14 protein-coding genes are annotated in these 19,460 nt (G+C 70.6%); all 14 read left to right on the top strand.

Features of this window, described 5'->3' with window-relative positions; all coding sequences use genetic code 11:
* Positions 1-54 precede the first annotated feature (54 nt).
* The gene (locus G3N18_RS11130) at positions 55-3,375 is read left to right on the top strand and encodes a DEAD/DEAH box helicase (protein WP_196384329.1); all 3,321 of its coding nucleotides are present in this window, start codon (positions 55-57) and stop codon (positions 3,373-3,375) included.
* Positions 3,376-3,460: 85 nt separating this feature from the next.
* Positions 3,461-5,023, top strand: coding sequence for a Rieske 2Fe-2S domain-containing protein (locus G3N18_RS11125; RefSeq protein ID WP_196384328.1), 1,563 nt, complete (start codon positions 3,461-3,463; stop codon positions 5,021-5,023).
* Between the two features lie 204 nt (positions 5,024-5,227).
* Positions 5,228-5,716 carry a DUF4282 domain-containing protein gene (locus G3N18_RS11120; protein WP_196384327.1) on the top strand — a complete coding sequence of 163 codons (489 nt, stop codon included), beginning with the start codon at positions 5,228-5,230 and terminating at the stop codon, positions 5,714-5,716.
* Between the two features lie 123 nt (positions 5,717-5,839).
* A complete protein-coding gene (gene pyrR / locus G3N18_RS11115) occupies positions 5,840-6,409 on the top strand; it encodes a bifunctional pyr operon transcriptional regulator/uracil phosphoribosyltransferase PyrR (protein WP_196384326.1) in 570 nt (189 codons plus the stop codon).
* Positions 6,406-7,392: an aspartate carbamoyltransferase catalytic subunit gene (locus tag G3N18_RS11110; protein WP_196384325.1), complete on the top strand. Its 987-nt coding sequence runs from the start codon at positions 6,406-6,408 to the stop codon at positions 7,390-7,392. The genes pyrR and G3N18_RS11110 overlap by 4 nt, the downstream gene beginning before the upstream one ends.
* Complete coding sequence (locus G3N18_RS11105; RefSeq protein WP_196384324.1) at positions 7,389-8,708, top strand: dihydroorotase; 1,320 nt, start codon at positions 7,389-7,391, stop codon at positions 8,706-8,708. The genes G3N18_RS11110 and G3N18_RS11105 overlap by 4 nt, the downstream gene beginning before the upstream one ends.
* Positions 8,705-9,307: a PH-like domain-containing protein gene (locus G3N18_RS11100; RefSeq protein ID WP_338038507.1), complete on the top strand. Its 603-nt coding sequence runs from the start codon at positions 8,705-8,707 to the stop codon at positions 9,305-9,307. Before G3N18_RS11105 ends, G3N18_RS11100 begins: the two co-directional genes overlap by 4 nt.
* The gene (gene carA, locus G3N18_RS11095; RefSeq protein WP_196384323.1) at positions 9,304-10,467 is read left to right on the top strand and encodes a glutamine-hydrolyzing carbamoyl-phosphate synthase small subunit; all 1,164 of its coding nucleotides are present in this window, start codon (positions 9,304-9,306) and stop codon (positions 10,465-10,467) included. The genes G3N18_RS11100 and carA overlap by 4 nt, the downstream gene beginning before the upstream one ends.
* The gene (carB, locus tag G3N18_RS11090; protein ID WP_196384322.1) at positions 10,467-13,769 is read left to right on the top strand and encodes a carbamoyl-phosphate synthase large subunit; all 3,303 of its coding nucleotides are present in this window, start codon (positions 10,467-10,469) and stop codon (positions 13,767-13,769) included. Before carA ends, carB begins: the two co-directional genes overlap by 1 nt.
* Entirely contained in the window at positions 13,766-14,617 is an 852-nt protein-coding gene (gene pyrF / locus G3N18_RS11085) for an orotidine-5'-phosphate decarboxylase (RefSeq protein ID WP_196384321.1), read from the top strand. The genes carB and pyrF overlap by 4 nt, the downstream gene beginning before the upstream one ends.
* A 249-nt stretch (positions 14,618-14,866) precedes the next feature.
* Entirely contained in the window at positions 14,867-15,763 is an 897-nt protein-coding gene (gmk, locus tag G3N18_RS11080; RefSeq protein WP_196384320.1) for a guanylate kinase, read from the top strand.
* 75 nt (positions 15,764-15,838) lie between these two features.
* The gene (gene rpoZ / locus G3N18_RS11075) at positions 15,839-16,093 is read left to right on the top strand and encodes a DNA-directed RNA polymerase subunit omega (RefSeq protein WP_196384319.1); all 255 of its coding nucleotides are present in this window, start codon (positions 15,839-15,841) and stop codon (positions 16,091-16,093) included.
* 131 nt (positions 16,094-16,224) lie between these two features.
* A complete protein-coding gene (gene metK / locus G3N18_RS11070) occupies positions 16,225-17,418 on the top strand; it encodes a methionine adenosyltransferase (protein ID WP_196384318.1) in 1,194 nt (397 codons plus the stop codon).
* A 13-nt stretch (positions 17,419-17,431) separates the two neighbouring features.
* On the top strand, positions 17,432-19,460 hold a 2,029-nt coding region (locus tag G3N18_RS11060; protein ID WP_230404127.1), incomplete at its 3' end, for a primosomal protein N' family DNA-binding protein.

Genomic DNA, 19,460 nt, shown 5'->3' with positions numbered 1-19,460 from the left:
CGGATCGCGGGCCCGGCGGCTGCGGCGTCGGAGGGGCGCGGCAGGATGGATGCCATGACTGCGCCCGTCGTGCCCGATGCCGCCGTGCGCGGTGCGGCCTTCGGGCACGCCTACGAGCGCGGGGTCGCCTACGCCTGCAACGGAGCCGTGCGCCGGGTCGCGTGGGACGCGGCGAGCCGCACGCTCACGGGCCTCGTGGCCGGTTCGGCGCGCGAGCTCTATCGCGTGACGATCACGCTGATCCTCGGCACAGAGGTGCGGGTCGCCGCGACGCGGTGCTCGTGCCCGCTGCAGAGCGAGTGCAAGCACGTCGTGGCGACGCTGCTGCGCAGCAACGCCGGCGCCGCCGGCCACGTCATCGCGGGCGGAGGCCCTGTCGCCGCGGGCGGGTCGCCCGCCGGCGGGGTGGGTTCTGGCGTCGACGTCTTGGCGCATGACCGGGACGGTCCCCGCGAGGCAGCGACGTGGCGCTCCGTGCTGCTGCCGTCAGCGCGCACCGATGCGCGCGATCTTGCGCTCGGGGTCGAACTGCGGGTTCGCGAGTCGGCGTCGGCGGCGCACTGGGGTCCGCGGCGGATGCGGCCCGCGATGACCGCCGATCTCCGCGGCGAGCGCGCGGAGCTGAGCGTCGGCTTCCGCCCGCTTGCACGCAGCCTCAGCACGGGCGCCTGGGTACGTTCTGACGTGTCGTGGGACATCATCCGCCGCGATGCGGGCGGCTTTCGCGACGCGCAGCGCCGCTGGTTCATCGAGTTGTACGGCATCGCGCACGATGCGCGGCTGCTGACCGGGCTGCGCGACGACTCCGACTGGGTGACGCTCGACACGGTCACCTCGGCGCTCGTCTGGGCGCAGATGCGCGCAGCGGAGGCGGCGCAGATCCCGATCGTGTCGGCGGCGAAGAAGCAGACGGTGCGGCTCGCTGCCGACGCGACGGCAGCCCTCCGCCTCGCGCGGACCCCCGACGGCGGGGTGCTGGTCTCACCCGAGTTCACGGTCGACGGTGCGATCGTCGACCCGTCGTCGGTGCGGCCGGTCGGTGAGAACGGGTTCTACCTGGCCGCGGCCGAAGGCGCTGGCATCCGTCTCACCCTCGCGCCGGCGCCGCTCGGTGAAGGACTACGCGCGCTGCTCGATGCCGGCCGCCCGATCGAAGTGCCGCAGGCCGAGACGGAGGCATTCGCGCGTGAGGCCTACCCGCGCCTGCGACGCAGCGGCCCGGTGTTCGCCCCGCCCGACCTCGTGCTGCCCGAGCCCGACCCCACCACCCTCGTGGTCAGCGTGGTCTTCCACGAGCACGACGCCCTCGACTACCGCCTGCAGTGGCTGCGCGACGGGACGGCGCGGGCACCGTGGTCGACGCACGTCGACGGCGACGACCACGAGGCCCTGCTGCGCGCCGCCGTCGGGAAGGCGTGGGGGAGTGCGCCCGAGCTCGAGTTCGCCGGCGAGGCCTCGCTCAGCGGAGTGGATGCCGCCGAGTTCGTCACCTACGTGCTCGCCGCTCTCGAGCAGACGCCGGGGGTGCGGGTCGACACGCGCGGGCGACGTCGCGAATACCGCGAACTTCTCGGCGACCCGCGCATCACCGTGAAGACGGTCGAGACCGACGATCACGATTGGTTCGATCTGGGCTTTCTCGTCGAGATCGACGGGCGCAGCATCCCGTTCCGACCGCTCTTCACCGCCCTGGCGCTGCGCCGCAAGAAGCTGCTGCTCACCGACGGCAGCTACTTCTCGCTCGCGCACCCGGGCCTCGACCGGCTGCGCGAGCTGCTCGATGAGGCGGCGGAGCTCGCCGAATGGGAGGCCGGCCCCCGCATCAGCCGCTATCAGCTGCCGCTGTGGGAAGACTTCGAAGACCTCGCCGACGAGGCGCTGCCGGCGGTGGCGTGGCGGACCGCCGCCCGCGAGCTGGGCGCCGCCGGCGACCTCGTCGCGACGCCACCGCCCGCCGGCCTCGACGCGCGGCTGCGCCCCTACCAGCAGGAGGGCCTCGACCGCCTCGCGCTCTGGTGGCGGCACCGGCTCGGCGGCGTGCTCGCCGACGACATGGGGCTCGGCAAGACCCTGCAGGTGCTGGCGCTGCTGCTCCACGCGCGCGAGACCGGCGAACGTCGCCCCGTCCTCGTCGTGGCGCCCACGTCGGTGCTGGGCACCTGGCACGACGAGGCGGCGCGGTTCGCCCCCGGGCTCGACGTCACCGTGCGCGGCACGACGACGGCGAAGGGCGGGCCGCTCCCGGTCGATGCCGACGTCGTCGTCACGTCGTACACGGTGCTGCGGCTCGACGACGAGGCGTTCGCGGCCGTCGACTGGGCGATCGTCGTGCTCGACGAGGCGCAGTTCGTCAAGAACCCGCGCACGCGGCTGCACCGTGCCGTCGAGGCGCTGCGGGCCGACATGGTGCTCGCGGTCACCGGAACGCCGCTCGAGAACTCGCTCACCGAGCTCTGGGCGATCCTGTCGCTCACCTGCCCGGGGCTGTTCGCATCGCCGCGCCGGTTCCGCGAAGAGTACGTCAAGCCGATCGAGCAGGGCAAAGTGCCCGAGAACGAAGAGGGCGGGCCGTATCGCGAGCGCCGTCTGGAGCGACTGCGCGCGCGGCTTCGGCCTTTCGTGCTGCGGCGCACGAAAGAGCTCGTCGCCCCGGAGCTGCCGGAGCGTCAAGAGCAGGAGCTGCGTGTCGAGCTGTCGCCCGCACACCGCGCGGTCTACGACACCGTTCTGCAGCGCGAACGGCAGAAGGTGCTCCGCCTTCTCACCGACCTCGACAGCAACCGGTTCATCGTGTTCCGATCACTGACCCTCCTGCGCATGCTGGCATTGGCGCCGGCTCTGGTGGATGCCGGTGACACCGGCATCCCGTCGTCGAAGCTCGACGCGCTGCGCGAGCGGCTGCGCGAACTCATCGCCGAAGGGCACCGCGCCCTCGTCTTCAGCCAGTTCACGTCGTACCTCGACCTGGTGCGGGCCGACCTCGACGCGCACGGCATCGGGTACGAATACCTCGACGGATCGACCCGGCGGCGAGCCGATGTGATCGACGCGTTCCGCCGGGGCGATGCGCCGGTGTTCCTCATCAGCCTCAAGGCGGGCGGCTTCGGTCTCACTCTCACCGAAGCCGACTACGTGTTCCTGATGGACCCGTGGTGGAACCCCGCAGCCGAGGCGCAGGCGATCGATCGCACGCACCGGATCGGTCAGACACGCCCGGTGAACGTCTATCGCATGATCGCCGCGGGCACCATCGAAGAGAAGGTCGTCGCGCTGCAGCAGCGCAAGGCTCGCCTGTTCACGGCGGTGCTGGGTGAGGGCGATGCGCTGGCGCAGAGCCTGACCGCCGACGACATTCGGGGCCTGCTCGAGAGCTGACCGCGGGCGCCTTTTCCCGGCCGGTCGCCAGGGAGCGCCCCGCGCGCCCGCGTAGACTCGACGCCCGAGAAGGGGAAGGATCCGCATGCGCATCACAGGCCTCGGCCACGCCGGCATGTTCATCGAGACAACGGGAGGCTCCATCCTCTGCGACCCGGTCATCGGCCCGAGCTTCTTCGGCTCGTGGTTCCCGTTCCCCGACAATCGGGGGCTCGATTGGGAGCGTTTCGGCGCCGCCGACTTCCTCTACATCTCGCACCGTCACCGCGACCACTTCGACCCGGCGCTCCTCGAGCGTTACGTGCCGAAGAGCATCCGCGTGCTGCTGCCGGCGTACCCGACCGACGACCTCGAGAGCGATCTGCGGGCGCTCGGCTACGACAACCTGATCTACACCCAGCCGGGCGAGGTGCTCGAATACCCGGGCGGTCTGAAGATCATGGTGACCCCGTTGCGAGCGCCGAGCGACGGCCCGATCGGCGACTCGTCGCTGTCGGTCGACGACGGCACCGCGTCGATCCTGAACCAGAACGACTCGCACCCCCTCGACCTCGAGAAGCTGCTGAGCTTCTCGAAGCCCGACGCGTACTTCACCCAGGTGTCGGGAGCGATCTGGTGGCCGATGGTCTACGACCTCGAGCAGGAGGCGAAGCAGAACTTCGCGCAGCTCAAGCGCGACGCGCAGAACAAGCGAGCGATGTACTACATCGAGAAGGTCGACGCCGAGCACGTGTTCCCGATGGCGGGGCCGCCGATGTTCCTGCGCGAAGACCTCTTCCGCTTCAACGGCTACGGGCTCGAGAACGACTCGATCTTCACCGACCAGCGTCAGTTCCTCGCGCACATGCGTGCCGAGCGCCCCGCCCAGAAGGGGTACGAGTTCGTTCCCGGCACGCAGGTCGACATCGTCGGCGGCGAGCTGACGGTCACGCAGACCCTGTACACGCCAGACGAGATCGACCACATCTTCGACGAGAAGTGGGACTACCTGGCATCCCAGCGCGATTCCCGCCAAGACGAGGTGACCGCCGAGATCGCGCGCCGGGCAGAAGTGCTGCCGCCCGCCGAGATGCTCGCCGCGATCAAGGAGTGGTGGGAGCCGCTGCTGCGCCGCGCGCGGACGATCCGCATGGGGGTCGGCGGCAACGTGCGGTTTCGGATCGGCGAGCTCGACATGATCGTCGACTTCCCCAAGGCGAAGGTGCGCGAATACGCGGGGGAGGAGTGCATCTACTGGTACACGATTCCCGCAGACCTCGTCTCGACGAACATCGCCGATCACGAGATCGACTGGTCGAACTCGATCTTCTTGTCGATGCAGTTCGAGGTGGGTCGCTCGGGCAAGTTCAACGAGTTCCTCACGACGTTCTTGAAGTGCCTCTCGCGCGACCGGATCGAATACGTCGAGAACTGGTACGCCGAGCAGTCGGATCAGACCGAGGATGCCGAGATCGACGGCTGGACCGTGCAGCGCCGTTGCCCGCACCTGCGCGCCGATCTGACCAAGACCGGAAAGATCGAGGACGGCGTGCTCACCTGCGCCCTGCACGACTGGAAGTGGGACCTCGCGTCGGGGCAGTGCCTGACGACGCCCGGGCACCCGATCCGCTCGTCGCGGATTGTCGAGACGGCGTCCGCCGCCTCCTGACGCGCTCCCGGTGCCGTCCGTGCACCGGGCCCATCACGTTCTGAGCAGTCGCTTCTTCAGCCTCACCCGTGAGGTGGTGACCGCGCGCCAGCGGCGGTCGGTAACACCTCGTCGCATGTCTGCCGCCCCGTGCGCTGCGGGGCTACATTGGCCCCACGACGACCCGGCGACCGGCCGGATCGCGTGATGACAGAGGACACGATCATGAGCGACCAGACTCCGCCTCCGATCCCGCCCACCCCCGGCACGGGCGGGGCGGGATCATCGACACCCCCGCCCTCGAGCCCGCCGCCGGGTTCGAGCCAGAACCCCGGCCAGACACCGGGCCACAACCCGTGGGAGAACGTCGCGAGCGGCGCGGCGCAGTCCTTCGGGAACACGATCACCGACGTCGGTACGCCGAGCTTCTTCGCGGGCCTGTTCGACTACAGCTTCTCGCGGTTCATCACGACGAAGGTGCTCGGGGTGCTCTACGGCCTCGTCACCGTGCTCATCGCGATCGGCTACATCGTCGCGGTGATCGGCGCCTTCGCCTCGAATGTCTGGCTCGGCCTCGTCGTGCTGATCCTCGGACCGCTGGTCGGCCTGGTCTACCTGATCTTCGCGCGCATCACGCTCGAGTTCTACGCTGCCGCGATCCGCACGGCGAGCAACACCACGACCCTTGTCGATCAGGGAGGTCTGCGCCGCTGAGCGCGCCCCGTCGCCGCCGGCCGCCTCTGCTCATGAGGCGGCCGGCGTCGTCGATCCGGTAGGCTGATGCATGCAACCCGCAACCTTTAACCCCGTCCTGTGAGGCGGAGAAGGGAGCAGCCGATGACCACGCCCGACCCCGCAGAAGACCTTGCTGTCGACACCGGGACGCGTACCGTCATGCACGCCGCTGACATCGCCCGCGCACTGACTCGGATCTCGCACGAGATCCTCGAGTCGAACCGGGGCGCGAGCGACCTCGTGCTCCTCGGCATCCCGACCCGCGGTGTCGCCTTGGCCGAGCGCGTAGGCGCTCTGCTCGCGGACTTCTCCGGCGAATCGGTGCCCGTAGGCGCGCTCGACGTCACGATGTACCGCGACGATCTGCACCGGAACCCCACCCGCACCCCGCACCCCACGTCGATCCCCGCCGGCGGCATCGACGGCAAGACGGTCGTTCTCGTCGACGACGTGCTCTATTCGGGCCGCTCGATCCGGGCCGCCCTCGACGCGCTCAACGACATCGGCCGCCCCGCCGCAGTTCGCCTCGCGATCCTCGTCGATCGGGGGCACCGCGAGCTGCCGATCCGCCCCGATTTCGTCGGCAAGAACCTGCCCAGCGCCCGCACGGAGCGCGTCAACGTGCAGCTCGCCGAGGTCGACGGCTTCGAGGCGGTGACGATCGGCGCATGAGGCACCTGCTCGACACCAAGACGCTCTCGCGCGACGACGCGCTGCTGCTCCTCGACGTCGCCGAAGACATGCGCGACACGCAGTCGCGCGAGATCAAGAAGCTCCCGACGCTGCGCGGCAAGACGGTCGTGAACCTCTTCTTCGAAGACTCCACGCGCACGCGCATCTCGTTCGAGGCCGCCGCCAAGCGGCTCTCGGCCGACGTCATCAACTTCTCGGCGAAGGGCTCCTCGGTCAGCAAGGGCGAATCGCTCAAAGACACCGCGCAGACCCTGCAGGCGATGGGCGCTGATGCCGTGGTGATCCGCCACGGGGCATCCGGCGCACCGCACACCCTCGCGACGAGCGGGTGGATCACCGCCGGTGTCGTCAACGCGGGCGACGGCACGCATGAGCACCCCACGCAGGCGCTGCTCGACGCCTTCACGATCCGCAAACGCTTCTTCGGCGACGACAGCCGGGGGCGCGACCTCGCGGGCCTGCGCATCGCGATCGTCGGCGACATCCTGCACTCGCGGGTCGCTCGGTCGAACGTGTGGCTGCTGACGACCCTCGGTGCTCGGGTGACCATCGTCGCCCCGCCCACGTTGATTCCGCAAGACGTCTCCGCCTGGCCGGTCGAGGTCGTGTACGACCTCGACGAGGCGATCGCCGCGGCGCCCGACGCGATCATGATGCTGAGGATTCAGCTGGAACGCATGAACGCGGCGTATTTCCCTACTGAGCGGGAGTATTCGCGGCGGTGGGGTCTCGACGCGGCGCGCCTGCGGGCGCTGCCGGAAGGTAGCATCGTCATGCACCCGGGTCCGATGAACCGGGGCATGGAGATCTCCGCCGACGCCGCCGATTCCCCGCAGTCGACCGTGCTCGAGCAGGTGGCGAACGGCGTCTCGGTGCGCATGGCGGCCCTCTACCTGCTGCTGTCGGGTGAGCGCGAAACGACCGCTCGACAGGCCCAGCCATCACAGGAGGACGCACGATGACGTACCTGATCAAGGGTGCCCGCCGCCACGGTGAGGATGCCGCTGACCTGATCGTCTCGGACGGCGTGATCGTCGAGGTCGGCACGGGACTCAGCCGAGCCGGCGCGACCGTGATCGACGCCGACGGGCTCATCGCCTTGCCGGGCCTGGTCGATCTGCACACCCACCTGCGCGAGCCGGGCTACGAGGCATCCGAGACGATCCTCAGTGGATCCCGCGCCGCCGCTGCCGGCGGCTACACGACCGTGTTCGCGATGCCGAACACGTCGCCCGTCGCCGACACCGCCGGCGTCGTCGAGCAGGAACTCGCCCTCGGCGAGGCCGCGGGCTACGTGCACGTGCAGCCGATCGGCGCCGCGACGGTGGGCCAGAAGGGTGAGCGTCTGGCCGAGCTCGGTGCCATGGCATCCAGCCGCGCCCGCGTGCGCGTCTTCAGCGACGACGGCTTCTGCGTCTTCGACCCGCTCATCATGCGGCGCGCACTCGAATACGTGAAGGCATTCGACGGCGTCGTCGCGCAGCACGCGCAAGACCCGCGGCTCACCGAGGGCGCGCAGATGAACGAGGGCACCGTCTCGGCCGAGCTCGGCCTCGCCGGCTGGCCCGCGGTCGCCGAAGAGGCGATCATCGCCCGTGACGTGCTGCTCGCCGAGCACGTCGGCTCGCGCCTGCACGTCTGCCACCTGTCGACGGCCGGATCGGTCGACATCATCCGCTGGGCCAAGAAGCGCGGCGTGAACGTCACCGCCGAGGTCACCCCGCACCACCTGCTGCTCACCGAGGAGCTCGTGCGCGGCTACGATCCGCGGTTCAAGGTGAACCCGCCGCTGCGTCGTGACGAGGACGTGCAGGCCGTGCGCGAAGGCCTCGCCGACGGCACGATCGACATCGTCGCGACCGACCACGCGCCGCACCCCGACGAGGCGAAGTCATGCGAGTGGCAGGCCGCGGCCAACGGCATGGTCGGCCTCGAATCGGCACTGCGGGTCGTGCACCAGGCGATGGTCGACACAGGCCTGCTCGACTGGAACGACGTCGCCCGCGTGATGTCCTCGGCGCCCGCCCGCATCGGCCGGCTCGACCGTGCCGGCACGCCGCTTGAGGCGGGCGCGCCCGCATCGTTCACGCTCTACGACCCGCGTGCTGCGCGCCCGTTCACGCGCGCCGACCTGCGCGGTCGGAGCGTCAACTCGCCCTACCTCGGGCGCGAGCTGCCGGGTGAGGTGCGCTGGACGTTCTTCGGCGGGCGACCGACCGTCGCCGACGGCGTCGTCGCCGAAACGATGAGCGCGGCGACCACGGAGGTGCCCGCGTGACCCGCGAAGGCGCCCTGCTCGTCATGATCGCTGTCGCCGTCGTGCTGCTCGCGCTCGGCGCGATCGCCTGGCGCCGGCGCACGCGCCGCGACGCCGCGTTCGAGGCTCCGGTGGGGGAGATCCCGGCCGGTGCCGAGGTCCGCGCGGCGCAGTCGGGACTGTATGTCGCGACCACCCGGCACGGCGAACCCCTCGAACGCCTCGCCATCCGCGGCCTCGGGTTCCGCTCCCGCGTCGACGTCACCGTCACCGACCGCGGCGTGGCGCTCGACCTCACCGGCCAGCCGCGCCTCTTCCTCACGGTCGAGCGCATCGCCTCGGTCGATCAGGCGCAGGTCGCCATCGACCGTGTCGTCGAGCCGGGCGGCCTCGTACGCCTCAGCTGGCGCACGGGCGACGAGCCCGATGCCGCGGTCGTCGACAGCTACCTGCGCCCGCAGGACGGCTCGGCGCGCGCCCTCGCCGACACGATCGCGGCGACGCTGCGCGCCGGCGACCGGCAGCCGGACCGACGATCCGAGGCGGGCTCCGATCCCGCCGGCACCTCCGCCCCCACTGACACCCCCGCCTCCATCACCCCGACGGGAACCGACGCATGACTCAGCTCTCCTCCTTCACCACCGACCCGGCCGTCCTCGTCCTCGAAGACGGGTCGCGCCACCCCGGCCGCGCCTACGGCGCACGCGGCACGACGCTCGGCGAGGTCGTCTTCGCCACCGGTATGACCGGCTACCAGGAGACCCTCACCGACCCCTCGTACGCCGGGCAGATCGTGCTGCAGACCGCGCCGCACATCGGGAACACCGGGATGAACCACGAAGACCCCGAGTCGCGCCGCATCTGGGTCGCCGGCTACATCGTGCGCGACCCCTCGCGCGTCGTCTCGAACTGGCGCGCCGACGAGTCGCTCGACGACGCCCTCGTGCGCGACGGCATCGTCGGCATCTCGGGGGTCGACACCCGCGCCATCACGCGCGTGCTGCGCTCGGCGGGCTCAATGCGCGGCGGCGTCTTCTCGGGCGACGCGGCGGGCATGGATGCCGAGGAGCAGCTGCGCCTCGTCCGCGAGGCGCCCGAGATGTCGGGGCAGAACCTCTCGGCCGAGGTGTCGGTGGCCGCCGCCGAGGTGACCCCGGCCGCCGAGGGCGTCGAGCGGATCGGCAACCTCGCCGTGCTCGACCTCGGCGTCAAGCAGGCCACGATCCTGAACCTCGCCGCGCGTGGCTTCGACGTGCACGTGCTCCCGCAAGACGTGACGATCGACGGCATCCGTGCGATCGGCCCCGTCGCGGTGTTCTACTCGAACGGACCGGGCGACCCCGCGGCATCCGGCGATCACGTCGCCCTGTTGCGCTCGGTGCTCGATGACCGACTGCCGTTCTTCGGCATCTGCTTCGGCAACCAGCTGCTCGGCCGTGCGCTCGGGCTCGGCACGTACAAGCTGCCCTTCGGCCACCGCGGCATCAACCAGCCGGTGCTCGACAAGCAGACCGGGCGCGTCGAGATCACGGCGCACAACCACGGCTTCGCCGTCGATGCGCCCCTCGAGGGCGAGATCGATTCGCCGAACGGCTACGGCCGTGTCGAGGTCAGCCACATCGGACTGAACGACAACGTCGTCGAGGGCCTGCGCGCCCTCGACATCCCCGCGTTCAGCGTGCAGTACCACCCCGAGGCCGCCGCCGGCCCGCACGACGCGAACTACCTCTTCGATCGCTTCGCCGATCTCGTCCGCTCGACCCAGGAGGCCAGCAAGTAATGCCCAAGCGCGACGACATCCAGAGCGTCCTCGTCATCGGCTCCGGCCCGATCGTCATCGGCCAGGCCTGCGAGTTCGACTACTCCGGCACCCAGGCGTGCCGCGTGCTCCGCGAGGAGGGCGTGCGCGTCATCCTCGTGAACTCCAACCCGGCGACGATCATGACCGACCCCGACTTCGCCGACGCGACCTACATCGAGCCGATCACACCCGCCGTGATCGAGACGATCATCGCGAAAGAGAAGCCGGATGCCATCCTGCCGACCCTCGGCGGCCAGACGGCTCTCAACGCCGCGATGGCCCTGCACGAGCAGGGGATCCTCGAGCGCTACGGCGTCGAGCTGATCGGCGCGAAGGTCGACGCGATCCGCAAGGGCGAAGACCGTCAGATCTTCAAGCAGCTGGTGCTCGATGCCGGGGCGGACGTCGCCCGTTCGGTGATCGCGCACACGATGGACGACCTGCTCGCAGGCGCGGCCGAGCTCGGCTACCCCCTCGTCGTGCGCCCCTCGTTCACGATGGGCGGTCTCGGGTCGGGCTTCGCGTACGACGAAGAAGACCTCCGCCGCATCGGCGGTGCGGGCCTGCGCGACTCGCCGACGACCGAGGTGCTGCTCGAGGAGTCGATCCTCGGGTGGAAGGAGTACGAGCTCGAGCTCATGCGCGACACCGCCGACAACACGGTCGTTGTCTGCTCGATCGAGAACGTCGACCCCGTCGGCGTGCACACGGGCGACTCGATCACGGTCGCCCCCGCGCTCACCCTCACCGACCGCGAGTACCAGAAGCTCCGCGACATCGGCATCGACATCATCCGCGCCGTCGGCGTCGACACGGGCGGCTGCAACATCCAGTTCGCCGTCGATCCGCAGACCGGCCGCATCATCGTCATCGAGATGAACCCGCGCGTCTCGCGCTCGTCGGCGCTCGCCTCGAAGGCGACCGGCTTTCCGATCGCGAAGCTCGCCGCGAAGCTCGCGATCGGCTACCGGCTCGACGAGGTTCCCAACGACATCACGCAGGCGACGCCCGCGAGCTTCGAGCCGACCCTCGACTACGTCGTCGTCAAGGTGCCCCGGTTCAACTTCGAGAAGTTCCCGAACGCCGATACGACCCTCACGACGACCATGAAATCGGTCGGCGAGGCGATGGCGATCGGCCGCAACTACACGACGGCCCTGCAGAAGGCGCTCCGCTCGCTCGAGAAGCGCGGGTCGAGCTTCCACTGGGGCGACGAGACCCGCTCGAAAGACGAGCTGCTCGAGATCGCGAAGAAGCCCACTGACGGACGGATCGTCGTGCTGCAGCAGGCGATGCGCCTCGGCGCGACCGTCGAGGAGGCGTTCGAGGCGACGAAGATCGACCCGTGGTTCCTCGACCAGATGGCCCTCATCAACGAGGTCGCCGACTTCGTGAAGGATGCCCCTGAGCTCGACGCGGCGACCCTCCGCCTCGCGAAGGAGCACGGCTTCTCCGACGCGCAGCTCGCGCAGCTGCGCGGCGTCAGCGAGGCTGAGATCCGCGGCATCCGCTATGGCCTCGGCATCCGCCCCGTCTACAAGACCGTCGACACGTGCGCGGGGGAGTTCCCGGCGCTCACGCCGTACCACTACTCGTCGTACGACTACGAGACCGAGGTGACGCCGTCTGACCGCCAGAAGATCGTCATCATCGGCTCGGGCCCGAACCGCATCGGTCAGGGCGTCGAGTTCGACTACTCGTGCGTGCACGCGTCGTTCGCGCTGTCGGAGGCCGGCTACGAGACGATCATGGTCAACTGCAACCCCGAGACGGTCTCGACCGACTACGACACGAGCGACCGGCTCTACTTCGAGCCGCTCACCCTCGAAGACGTGCTCGAAGTGCTGCACGCCGAGAGCGCATCGGGCGAGATCGTCGGCGTCGTCTGCCAGTTGGGCGGACAAACCCCGCTCGGGCTCGCGAAGGGCATCGAAGAGGCGGGGTACACGATCCTCGGCACCTCACCCGCCGCGATCGACATCGCCGAAGAGCGCGAGCTCTTCTCGCAGCTGCTCGACCGCGCGGGCCTCATCGCGCCCCGGCACGGCACGGCCATCGACGAGGCGGGCGCGGTCGCGATCGCCGAAGAGATCGGCTACCCGGTGCTGGTGCGCCCGAGCTTCGTGCTCGGCGGTCGCGGTATGGAGATCGTCTACGACACCGAGAGCCTGCGCGACTACTTCGTGCGCACGGCCGGCGAGGTCGTCATCGAAGAGGGCAAGCCCCTGCTCGTCGACCGCTTCCTCGACGACGCCGTGGAACTCGATGTCGATGCCCTCTACGACGGCGACGAGCTGTACGTCGGGGGAGTGATGGAGCACCTCGAAGAGGCCGGCATCCACTCCGGCGACTCGTCGTGCACCCTGCCGCCCGTCTCGCTCGGCCGCACCGAGATCGATCGCGTGCGTCAGGCGACCCTCGCGATCGCCGAAGGCGTGGGCGTGCGGGGCCTGCTGAACGTGCAGTTCGCCGTGTCGGCGGGTGTGCTCTACGTCATCGAGGCGAACCCGCGCGCCTCGCGCACCGTGCCGTTCGTGTCGAAAGCCCTCGGCATCCCGCTCGCGAAGGCCGCCTCGCGCATCATGGCCGGGTCGACGATCGCCGAGCTCAAGGCCGAAGGCATGCTGCCCGAGCAGGACGGCTCGCGCGTGCCGCTCGACTCGCCCGTCGCCGTGAAAGAGGCGGTGCTGCCGTTCAAGCGGTTCCGCACAGCCGACGGGCACACCGTCGACTCGGTGCTCGGCCCCGAGATGCGCTCGACGGGCGAGGTCATGGGCATCGACCGCGACTTCCCGACGGCGTTCGCAAAGAGCCAGGCGGCGGCCTACGGCGGCATGCCCACCAAGGGCACCGTGTTCCTCTCGGTCGCCGACGACGACAAGCGCGCCGTGATCCTGCCGGCCCACCGCCTGCAGGAACTCGGCTTCCGCCTCGTGGCCACCGAGGGCACCGCCGAGATCCTCGCGCGCAACGGCATCCGTGTCGACGTCGTGAACAAGTACTCCGAGACGCACGTCTCGGGAGAGCCCAACGTCGTCGACCTCATCAACGCCGGTGAGATCGACATCGTGGTGAACACGCCCTCGGGCGGCATCGCGCGCGCCGACGGATACGAGATCCGCGCGGCGGCGGTCGCGGCCGACAAGGCCCTGTTCACGACGATGGCCGTGCTGGGGGCTGCTGTCAGCGCCCTGCCGGTGCTGCGTTCGGGCTTCGCGGTGCGCAGCCTGCAGGAGTACGCGCAGGACCGCGCCGAGCGGCTCGCCGGAGCCGGTCGGTGAGCGAACCCCAGGTCGGCCGGCCCGGGTTCGGGCGGCGGCTGCGCGACGCGCTCGACCAGTACGGGCCGCTGTGCGTCGGCATCGACCCGCACGAGGCGCTGCTGCGGGCGTGGGGCATGGATGCCACGCCCGCCGGCGCGCGCGAGTTCGGGCTGCGCACGGTCGAGGCCGCCGCGGGGCGTGTGGGCGTCGTCAAGCCCCAGGCCGCGTTTTACGAGCGGTACGGCGCGGCCGGATTCGCGGCGCTCGAAGAGGTGATCGCGGCGGCGCGCGCGGCGGGGCTCATCGTCATCGCCGATGCCAAGCGCGGCGATATCGGCACCACGATGGACGGCTACGCGGCCGCGTGGCTCGCCCCCGGAGCACCCCTCGAGAGCGACGCGCTGACCCTCAGCCCGTACCTCGGCACCGACTCCCTGAACGCGGCCTTCTCGGCCGCGACGGCGCACGAGAAGGGTGTATTCGTGCTCGCGGCGACGAGCAACCCCGAGGCATCCGCGCTGCAGCGCGCACGCGTCGACGACGAAGAGAGCGTCGCCGAGCGCGTCGCTCACGACGTCGCCGCCCGGAACATCGGCGCGCCCGGCTCGCTCGGACCTATCGGCCTCGTCGTCGGCGCCACGGTCGACCGGCGCGCGTACGGGCTCAGCGACATCGTGCTCGCCGGCACGCCGATCCTCGCCCCCGGCTTCGGGGCGCAGGGCGCCGAACCGGGCGACCTCGGACGGTTGTTCGGTTACGTCGCCTCGCAGGTGGTGGCGAGCGAAAGCCGCAGCATCCTCTCGGCCGGCCCCGCCGGCCTCGCCGCCCGCATCGACCAGCGCGCCGCGCTGTACCGCACGGCGTAGCCCGCGCTGTCGTTTCCTGCTCGCGCTGCGCATTGATGCGCCGCGTGTGCAGGAAACTGCCGCGCGGGAGCATGAGTCCGCAGATGAGAGCGGGCGCGGGCGACGCGCGACGCGCCTGCCGCGGCGCGAGAGGGATGCCACACGCCGAGCCCGCCCTCGACCGAGCCCCGCCCCCGCGCCACCTCACACCACCTGCTAAGGCGCGCGGCCGTCCCGCGGATGTCGGCGGAGCGGCTACCGTAGAGGGTGATGACTGAGACGCGCCGCCCACCCGAGGTCGATCGCGCCGCGGCATCCCGACGTGCTGTTGCGGCGCGTCGGGAGAGAGCGGCTCTGAAGCACGATGTCGCGATGCGCGTCATCACTCCGCAAGAGCTGCTGCGGCGTGCGCTCGAGTACCCCGAGTCGCCGGCCGGCGCCATGCGGATCACCGAATACCTCACGGCGCTCCCCGCAATCGGCGAGGGAAAGCGCGACCGCATCCTCGCGGCTCTCGAAATCTCGCCGGTGAAGCGCCTGGGCGGACTCGGGGCGCGTCAGCGCACCGTCCTCGGCCAGTGGCTCGACGAGCGCTTTCCCGAACCCGTCGCGCGCCCCGGTCGCAGCCGCCTCGTCGTGCTCGCCGGCCCGACCGCCGTCGGCAAGGGCACCGTCGCCGCGCACATCCGCGACCACCACCCCGAGATCCTGCTGTCGGTCTCGGCGACCACCCGCCCCCCGCGGCCGGGCGAGGTCGACGGCGAGCACTACTACTTCGTCGACGACGCCGCCTTCGACGCGCTCGTGGCCGACGGCGCCCTCCTCGAGCACGCCACCGTGCACAACAAGTACCGCTACGGCACGCCCCGCGAGCCGATCGAGCGCGCTCTCGCGGACGGACGCTCCGTGCTGCTCGAGATCGATCTGCAGGGCGCCCGTCAGGTGCGCGCCGCGGCGCCCGACGCGAAGCTCGTGTTCCTGCTGCCGCCGAGTTGGGACGAGCTCGTCAACCGCCTCGTCGGTCGCGGCACCGAGGGCGACGAAGAACGCGCGCGCCGCTTGCGCACCGCCAAAGGCGAGCTCGCCTCGCAGGGCGAGTTCGACTACCGCGTCGTCAACGACGATGTCGCCCGCGCGGCGGCCGAAGTCGCAGCGCTCGCGCGCTGATAGAATGAACGGATGCCACGGCGCGCGCGCCGGCATCCACAGTTTTCCCACCGCCATCCGATCCGGAGGTTCATCATGGCTGGACGTGACAAGGGCATCATCGACCCGCCCATCGACGCACTGCTCGAGAAGGTCGACTCGAAGTACCAGCTCGTCATCTACGCGTCCAAGCGTGCGCGTCAGATCAACGACTACTACTCCGATCTGCACGAGGGCAACCTCTTCGACAACGTGGGTCCGCTCGTCGACTCGTCGGTCGAAGACAAGCCGCTGACGATCGCGCTGCACGAGATCCACGAAGACAAGCTGCGCCTGCGTCACAACGACTGATTCCGGATGCCACGGGCGTGAGTCGCTTCGTGGCACCACGCATGCCCGCGTTCCCGAGATACCTGTTCACTGGGTGTCGGGGGCCGCGGGCATGATTGTGTCGGAACCCGAAGAACTTTGAGGAGCGTTTCATGAGCCGGCTGCGTCTGTTCACGTCCGAGTCCGTCACCGAGGGGCACCCCGACAAGATCTGCGACCAGATCTCAGACTCGATCCTCGACGCCCTGCTCGCCGAAGACCGCGGCAGCCGTGTCGCGGTCGAAACCCTTGTGACGACGGGCCTCGTGCACGTGGCGGGCGAGGTGCGCACGAACGGGTACGTCGACATTCCCGGCATCGTGCGCGGGGTCGTCAACCGCATCGGTTACACCTCGAGCGAGACAGGCTTCGACGGCGACTCGTGCGGCGTGACGGTGTCGATCGGCGAGCAGTCGGGCGACATCGCCGCCGGCGTCGACACGGCGATCGAGCACCGCGAGGGTGGCTCGATCGACCCGATCGACGCGCTCGGCGCGGGCGACCAGGGCATCATGTTCGGCTATGCCACCAACGAGACGCCGCAGCTCATGCCGATGGCGATCTGGACGGCGCACCGCCTCGCCGAGCGGTTGACGGATGCTCGTCGCTCGGGTGCGCTCGGATTCCTGCGCCCCGACGGCAAGACGCAGGTGACCCTCGGTTACGACGGCGCCGTGCCGCGCACCGTCGACACGGTGGTGCTCTCGACCCAGCACAATCCCGACATCTCGCTGCCGGCGCTCCGCGCCGCGGTGCAGGCCGAGGTCATCGACCCGGTGCTCGCCACGACCGGGCTCGACGTCTCGAACGTGCGCTACGTCATCAACCCCGCAGGTCCCTTCGTCATCGGCGGGCCGAAGGGCGACGCGGGGCTCACGGGTCGCAAGATCATCATCGACACGTACGGTGGGGCGTCGCGTCACGGCGGCGGCGCGTTCAGCGGCAAGGACCCCTCGAAGGTCGACCGCTCGGCGGCCTATGCGATGCGGTGGGTCGCGAAGAACGCGGTCGCCGCGGGTCTGGCCGACCGGCTCGAAGTGCAGGTCGCGTACGCGATCGGCCGCGCCGAGCCGGTGGGACTGTACGTCGAGACGTTCGGCACCGGCCACGTCTCCGACGAGCAGATCACCACGGCGATCCGCGACGTGTTCGACCTGCGCCCGCAGGCGATCATCGACCAGCTCGACCTGCTCCGCCCGATCTACGCGCAGACGGCGGCCTACGGGCACTTCGGCCGTGAGCTGCCCGAGTTCACGTGGGAGCGCACCGACCGGGTCGACGAGCTTCGCGGCGCAGCCGGTCTCTGACCTCGCCGGGCCCATGCCGCTCGTCGCGCGCGTGCTGATCGACTCGCCACTGCCTCAGCTCGACCGCCTCTTCGACTACGCGATCCCGCCCGCGCTGCAGCCCGACGCCCGCCCCGGCGTGCGGGTGAAGGTGCCGCTGCGCAGCGCCGGGCGCATCGTCGAGGGCTATCTCGTCGAGGTGGTCGACCGGCCCGAACCGTCGGTGACGGGAAAGCCGCTGTCGGAGCTCGATGCGGTCGTCTCGCCCGTCGCGGTGCTCACTCCCGAGCTCTATACGCTCGCCCGCCGTGTCGCCGATCGGGCGGCCGGCTCGGCGAGCGACATTCTGCGCCTGGTGATCCCGAAGCGCATGGTGCGGGCCGAGAAGGCCTGGCTCGCGGCGCGCGAGGCGGCGGCGCCGGAGGTGGGCGGGAGCGAACCCGGTGCGGGTGATGACGTCGAGGTAGTGGATGCCGAGGCAGTGCAGGATGCCGAGACAGCAACCGATGCCGAGACAGCAACCGATGTCGAGACAGCAACCGATGCCGAGACAGCAACCGATGCCGACGCATCAACCGATGCCGACGCATCAACGGATGCCGGGGCGGCTCAGAACGGCACGGCGCACGAGCCCGAACCGCACGATCCCGAACCCTGGGCGACCTGGGCGCGAGGCATCCTGCTCGAGTTCCCCGATCTGCGCGCCGCTCTCGTCGCCCGGGCTCGCGTCGCCCTCGATGCGCCGCCGCGCCCTGCCGCAGCCGGCCCGTACGGTGCGTGGGCCGAACTGATAGGCGCGATCGCCCTCGACACGCTCGCGCGCGGGCAGAGCACTCTCGTGGTCGTGCCCGATCAGCGCGACGAAGACCAGGTGCTCGCGGTGCTCGCCGAGCACGCTCCCGCAGGCGCGGTGGTGCGAGACGACGCGCGGCGTTCGGGGCCCGACCGCTACGCCGGCTACCTGCGGCTGATCGGCGGCGACGAGGCGATCGTCGTCGGCAACCGCTCGACGGTCTACGCCCCCGCCGCGAACGTCGGTGCGGTGATCATCTGGGACGACGGCGATCCGCTGCTGTCGGAGCAGCTCAGCCCCGGGGTGCACGCGCGCGACGCGGCGCTCGTGCGGCAAGAACTCGAGGGGTCGGCGCTCGTGCTGGCCGGTCACACGCGCACGACCGACGTCGAGCGGCTCGTGCAGCTCGGCTGGGTGCAGGAGGTCAAGGCCCGGCGCCGCGAGAGCCCGAGCGTCGTGCTGTCGGCGACCCGCGACGGCGAAACACGCGGGCAGCGCGTGCCCTCGGCGGCCTTCGCGGCCGCCCGCGAGGCGCTCGCGCATGGAGCGGTGCTGGTGCAGGTCGCCCGCCCCGGGTACGCGCCCGTGCTCGTGTGCGCCGACTGCCGCACGCCGGCGCGCTGCCCGCACTGCACCGGCCCGCTGCGCTCGCGCCGACCGGGCGCCGCCCCCGATTGCACCTGGTGCGGCCGCACGATCTCGTCGTGGGTGTGCGGCAACTGTCAGAGCGAGCGCCTGCGAATGGCCTCGTCGGGCAGCGAGCGCACCGCCGACGAGCTCGGGCGGGCCTTTCCGAACACCCGTGTGATCCTCGCCGACGGCGACCATCCCGTCGTCTCGGTCGACGCGCGCCCCGCGCTCGTCGTCGCCACGCGCGGTGCCGAGCCGCACGCCGAAGGCGGATACCGCGCCATCATCCTGCTCGACGGCGACCGGATGCTGCTCGCCGAACAGCTGCGCATCGGTGAGTCCTGTCTGCGCTGGTGGTCGAACGCCGCAGCCCTGGCCGCCCCGAAGGCGCCCGTGCACCTCGTCGGCGTGACGGGCCCCGTCGCGCGGGCTCTCGCCACCTGGACGCAGCCCGCGTATGCGCGCGCCGAGCTGACCGACCGCGTGCCGCTGCACATGCCGCCGACCGTGCGGGTCGCCGCCGTCGAGGGCACGACGGCGAGCGTCGCGACGGCACTGACGGCACTGCGCGAAGCCGTGCCGACCCTCGATGCCGGCGCGGTGCTCGGGCCGGTGCCCGTCGACGGAGATCGGAAGAGCG

The organism is Microbacterium paulum (assembly GCF_015707995.1).
In the GTDB taxonomy this organism is placed as follows: Bacteria; Actinomycetota; Actinomycetes; order Actinomycetales; family Microbacteriaceae; genus Microbacterium; species Microbacterium paulum.
Note: the sequence above shows the minus strand (reverse complement) of the source record. Positions and strands in the feature narration are given on the sequence as shown.